Source organism: Rhizobacter sp. P3_B12, assembly GCF_056402895.1.
On the sequence record NZ_JBFUGN010000448.1, the window covers coordinates 1 to 4,873 of the forward strand.

Annotated in this window: 8 protein-coding genes; all 8 read left to right on the forward strand. The window is 67.9% G+C overall.

All coding sequences use genetic code 11. The features are described 5' to 3' along the window. The coding region (locus AC1D01_RS20860; RefSeq protein ID WP_477869645.1) for a phage major capsid protein at positions 1-903 on the forward strand (903 nt) is incomplete at its 5' end. A gap of 60 nt (positions 904-963) precedes the next feature. After that, positions 964-1,302 carry a capsid cement protein gene (locus tag AC1D01_RS20865; protein WP_477869647.1) on the forward strand — a complete coding sequence of 113 codons (339 nt, stop codon included), beginning with the start codon at positions 964-966 and terminating at the stop codon, positions 1,300-1,302. A 4-nt stretch (positions 1,303-1,306) separates the two neighbouring features. Continuing rightward, positions 1,307-1,642 carry a head-tail joining protein gene (locus AC1D01_RS20870; protein ID WP_477869649.1) on the forward strand — a complete coding sequence of 112 codons (336 nt, stop codon included), beginning with the start codon at positions 1,307-1,309 and terminating at the stop codon, positions 1,640-1,642. After that, positions 1,639-2,082 carry a hypothetical protein gene (locus AC1D01_RS20875; protein ID WP_477869651.1) on the forward strand — a complete coding sequence of 148 codons (444 nt, stop codon included), beginning with the start codon at positions 1,639-1,641 and terminating at the stop codon, positions 2,080-2,082. Before AC1D01_RS20870 ends, AC1D01_RS20875 begins: the two co-directional genes overlap by 4 nt. A 40-nt stretch (positions 2,083-2,122) precedes the next feature. Beyond that, entirely contained in the window at positions 2,123-2,905 is a 783-nt protein-coding gene (locus AC1D01_RS20880; protein WP_477869653.1) for a hypothetical protein, read from the forward strand. Between the two features lie 43 nt (positions 2,906-2,948). After that, positions 2,949-3,329, forward strand: a complete 381-nt coding sequence (locus tag AC1D01_RS20885; RefSeq protein WP_477869655.1) for a hypothetical protein — start codon at positions 2,949-2,951, stop codon at positions 3,327-3,329. 56 nt (positions 3,330-3,385) lie between these two features. After that, positions 3,386-3,616, forward strand: a complete 231-nt coding sequence (locus AC1D01_RS20890; RefSeq protein ID WP_477869657.1) for a hypothetical protein — start codon at positions 3,386-3,388, stop codon at positions 3,614-3,616. A 64-nt stretch (positions 3,617-3,680) separates the two neighbouring features. Then, a partial coding sequence (locus AC1D01_RS20895) for a phage tail tape measure protein (RefSeq protein WP_477869659.1) occupies positions 3,681-4,873 on the forward strand: 1,193 nt, incomplete at its 3' end.

Below are 4,873 nucleotides of genomic sequence, written 5' to 3' on the forward strand. Positions count from 1 at the left end.
GCGCTCGCCTTCACCCACGGCACCGGCGACTTCCCACTGCTGCTCGCCAACGTCGCGCAGAAGGCGATGCTCAAGGGCTACGAGGAAGCCCAGGAGACGTTCCAGCAGTGGACCACCAAGGGGACGCTGCCGGACTTCAAGCCGATGTCCATGGTCGACATTGGCAGCTTCCCAGCGCTGCGCCAGGTCGCCGAGGGCGGCGAGTACAAGTACATCACCATCGGTGAGCGCGCCGAGACGCGGGTGCTGGCGACGTACGGCGAGATCTTCAAGATCACGCGCCAGGCGGTGATCAATGACGACCTGGACGCCTTCACCCGCATCCCGCGCAAGATGGGCCGCGCGGCGATCCGCACGGTCGGCAACCTGGCCTATGCGGTGCTGACCGGCAACGCCCCGATGGCCGACGGCAAGCCGCTGTTTCACGCCGACCACGGCAACCTGGCGGACGGCACCCCCATCACCACGGCGGCCGTCGACGCGATGCGTGTCGCGATGGCGCGGCAGAAGGACATCGGTGTGGGCGAGAAGAGCGGTGGCGCGCTGAACATCCGCCTGGCAAAGCTGCTGGTGCCGGTGTCGCTGCTGGGCACGGCCAACGTGGTCCGCGACAGCGAGTTCGAGGTGGGTGCTGCCAGCAAGAACAACACCGTGCCGAACAGCGTGCGCGGCACCTTCGAGGTGATCTCCGACGCGCGCCTSGACGACAGCTCGCCGACGCGCTGGTACGGCGCRGCCGACCAGGGCATGCACGACGTGGTGACGGTCGACTACCTGGACGGCAACGAGGCACCGACGATGGAGCAGCAGCAAGGCTGGAGCGTCGATGGCGTGGAGTTCAAGGTGCGCATCGACGCGAGCGCGAAGGCGCTGGACTGGAAGACGCTGCAGCGCAATGGCTGATCGGGCCGACCGCTGGCACAGACCCACTGACCCACTGACCCAACACGACAAAGGATCAACATGAAGAACGCCGTTCAACCGGGCCGCAGGATTGTGTTCACGCCCGCAGCCGCGGTCCCCGCGGGGGGTGTCGCCAAGATCGGCAGTCGTGTCGGCGTGGCGCTGTCCAGCGTCGCCGCGAACACGCCGGGCACGTTCCTGCTCGACGAGGTGTACCGCCTGCCCAAGCTCGCCTCGGATGCGATCGGGCAGGGCGACAGCGTGCACTGGGATCACCAGGCTGGTGTCATCACGCTCGCCACCACCGGCGCCGGCAACGTCGCACTCGCCTCGGCGGGCTTCGCCTTCTCGGCCGCCGCTGCCGGCGAGGCCTTCGTCGAAGTCAAGATCAACGCCTGAGCCGATGCCCGCGATGCTGGACGACATCTTTACGCGCAAGCTGTCGGTGCTGTACGGCCGGCTCGGCCGCGATGCGCAGTTCACGCCGGCCGGCGGCGATGCGCAGCCGGTGCGGGTGCTGCTCGACGAGCCGGGCAGCTCGGGCCTGGACGGTATGCGGATGCGCACCGAGCCGACGCTGCGCATGCAGGCGGCGGATGCGCCGAACGGCGTGCAGCGCGGCGACCGTTTCACCGTCGCCGGCAAGACCTGGGCGGCGCGTGAGGCCAGCGTGCCGGTGCTCGATGGCGCCGAGCTGCAGGTCGATCTGAAGGCGGTCGCCGCTGGAGCCGCCGCATGACCGTCGAGCCGAACAGCACCCATGAACGCATCCTGCAGCGCGTCGAGCTGGCGCTGAAGGTGGCTGGCACCGATGCGGCGTCGCGTGTCCACCGCGGCCGGGTCGATGCCTTCGGCGTCGACGAGATCCCCGCCATCAACATCCGCCGCTCCACCGGCCAGGCTGACGCGTTCGCGCAGGCGGTTCACCGCGGCCTGATGGAGTTTGAGCTCGACTTCCATGTGCGCGGCGACGACTGGGAGACGGCCGCCGACCGCCTGCACCTGCAAGCGCATCGCGTGATCGCCATCGACGCCGGCCTGAACACCTTGGGCCGGGGCCTGCGCTGCGTGCGCACCGAGCCACGCGCCGAAGGCGGCGACGAGACCATCGGCCGACTGACCGCGACCTACCAGGTGCAGGCGCTGACCCGCGCACATGACATGGCGCTGGTGACCTGACCCGCGCCGCCGCACCTCCAACAACCCACTGGACCCCCACATGCTTCTCTTCGGAACCGGAAAACTCATCGCGCTGCCCCAGCGCAACGGCCTGGGCCTCGTGGTCCCGGAATCCTCGCCAGTGGTGATCGGCTCCGCCCAGGAGATCACCGTCGACATGGACGCGGATATCAAGACGCTGTACGGCGCCGGCCGCTATGCGCTGGGCGTTGCGCAGGGCCGCAGCAAGGTGGAAATCAAGGCGAAGTACGCCTCGCTGGATGCAGGCATCCTCGGGCGCCTGCAGTTCGGCAAGCAGGCGAGCGCCGGCATCCGCTCGACGGTCAATGATTTCTCGTGCGTGCTGCCGGCCGGTGCCGCGGGTAGCGTCGCTCCGGTATCGGTCGTCATCGAGCCCCCGCAGGATGGCTCGTTCGTCGCGGACCTCGGCATCTTCGATGGCGCAACCGGCGAGCAGCTGGAGCGCGTGCCGTTCGATGCGAACCCGGTGCCTGCCGCCGGCCAGTACACGCTGAAGGACGGCACCTACCGGTTCGCGCCGTCGACGAACGAGCGCGAAATGATGATCAGCTACGAGTACCGCGCGACCGGCGGCAAGGGCCAGCTGTTCGAGCTGACGAACGAGCTGATGGGGCCGAGCCCGTCGTTCACGTTGGTGATGAAGGCCGAGCACGACGGCAGGACGCTGTCGATGCGGCTGAACCGCGTGGTCAGTAGCAAGGTGAGCCTGCCCTTCAAGAGCGACGACTTCGCGACCTTCGAGCTGAACGGCCAAGCCTTCGCCGACGAGCGCGGGCAGCTCGGCTACATCTGCCTGTCCTGATCCGGGCCGCCATTCCTCTTATCACCCTTCACCAGTCCACTCCATGAACGACACCATTCTCCTGGGCGAACAGACCATCGAGGTCGCCCCCATCCCGCTGGGCCGGTTGAAAAAGTTGCTGCCTGCCTTCAACCGCGCCGGCCTCGCGTTCAAGAACGGTCGCCTCGACGAGGTCGTCTTCGACGACATCGTGCTGGTGCTGTCGGCCGGCACGGGCCTGACGGTGCCCGAGGTCGAGGAACTGCCCGCGACGATGGAACAGCTGAGCGCAGCGCTCGAAGTCGTCGCCAAGGTTGCTGGTCTGGAAACGAAGGTGACTGGCCTGGGGGCCGCCGTGGGGGAGGACGTGGCGTCCTTGGCGGCGATGCCGGGGACGCCGATGGCGCCGGATCTGACCCGTGGGGCGACCTCTACGCCTGGCTGATTACGGCGACCGGCTGGACGTGGCGGCACATCGACGAGGAGGTCACGCTGCCGCAGGTGGCGAGCCTCGCCGCCTTCTGGCGGCACACGCCGCCGGCCGCACTGCAGCTRCGCCGCATTGCGTTGGCGATCGGCATCAAGCCCGACATCAGTGCGGCACCCGTGGCGCGATCGGGAAGCGCGATGAAACAGGCGATGGAGCGAACGATGGCACAGGCCGAGCAGCTCGGCATCCCGATCCACCGCGGCCCRGTCGACGACCCGCTGATGGCACTCCTCGACGACTGATCTCGACGACTGACCTGGTCGTCACTCCTTCAACGAAGCATTCGAACCCGGACCTCACCCCCGCATGACCGATCCCCGCGCCAGAGTCGTCGTCGACGGCGATGTCACCCCGCTGCGCCAGGCGCTGCGTGCCGGTCTGCAGAACGTCCAGCAGTTCGGCGATGACGCTGCGACGGGCTTCGRCAAGGTCAACGGCCCCCTGGAGTCGATCCGCGGCAAGTTCATGGCACTGACTGCAGTGCTGGGCGGTGGCGCACTCTTCAGCAAGGCGATCGAGCAGACCGCCAAGTTCCAGGAAGAGAGCATCCAGCTCGGCAAGTCGCTGGGCGTCTCGGCTACGGGCGCCAGCACATGGATCGCCGCACTCGAAGATGTGGGTGCGACCACAGACCAGATGTCCACCGCGGGCCGGGGCCTGCTGAAACACCTGAACGAGGACGAGGGCGCGCTCAACAAGCTCGGCCTCGCCACGCGCGACAGTGCCGGCGCGCTGCGCCCGATGAACGAGCTGATGCTGGACGCCATCAAGCTCACCAGCGACTTCAAGGAAGGCACCGACCGGGACATCGCCGCCAGCCAGCTCTTCGGCAAGGGCATCGACGCCAGCTCGGCGCTGCTGAAGCTCAACAGCGACACGGTGCGCGAGAACGCCGAACTGATGGGAGAACTCGGCCTGCTGGTTGGACAGGAACAAGTCGACGCCTACAACGCGTTCGACTCCGCCGGCGACAAGGCCGCGCTCGTCATGAAGGGCTTCGCCAACACCATCGGTACCGTCCTGATGCCGGTCGTCACGAAGCTCGCCGAGTGGTTCGTTGCGGTCGGGCCAACCGCCATCACGGTGACCCGCGGCGCAATCGGCGGGCTGACCGCCGTCTTCTGGGGCCTCAAGAACGCGGTCGTCGTCGTGTGGGAGGTGCTCAATGGCCTGGTGGTCACCGTGGCCGAGCCGCTGCGGGCGCTCGGCTCCGGCCTGTACAAGCTGATGAGCGGCGACCTGAAGGGTGCGCAGGACGAGCTGATGGGTTGGCCGGCGCRCATCGGGGAGGCCTGGGCCAAGGCCTGGGACAACATCGTCGCGTCCAGCACCGAGACCCGCGACCGCCTGGCAGCGATTTTCATTCCCGACCAGACAGAGGCCGCACCGTCCGGCGGCGGCACCCGCAGCGCGACGCTGAAGGGCAAGGGCGACAAAGACAAGGACGGCGCCAGCTCGTACATGAGCTACTACGAGGCCATGCTCGCCGAGGAGAAGCG

What these genes read in the sequence shown, in the direction of transcription:
- AC1D01_RS20865 (WP_477869647.1), top strand. Translation starts at nt 964, where the DNA reads ATGAAGAACGCCGTTCAACCGGGCCGCAGGATTGTGTTCACGCCCGCA.
- AC1D01_RS20870 (WP_477869649.1), top strand. Translation starts at nt 1,307, where the DNA reads ATGCCCGCGATGCTGGACGACATCTTTACGCGCAAGCTGTCGGTGCTG.
- AC1D01_RS20875 (WP_477869651.1), top strand. Translation starts at nt 1,639, where the DNA reads ATGACCGTCGAGCCGAACAGCACCCATGAACGCATCCTGCAGCGCGTC.
- AC1D01_RS20880 (WP_477869653.1), top strand. Translation starts at nt 2,123, where the DNA reads ATGCTTCTCTTCGGAACCGGAAAACTCATCGCGCTGCCCCAGCGCAAC.
- AC1D01_RS20885 (WP_477869655.1), top strand. Translation starts at nt 2,949, where the DNA reads ATGAACGACACCATTCTCCTGGGCGAACAGACCATCGAGGTCGCCCCC.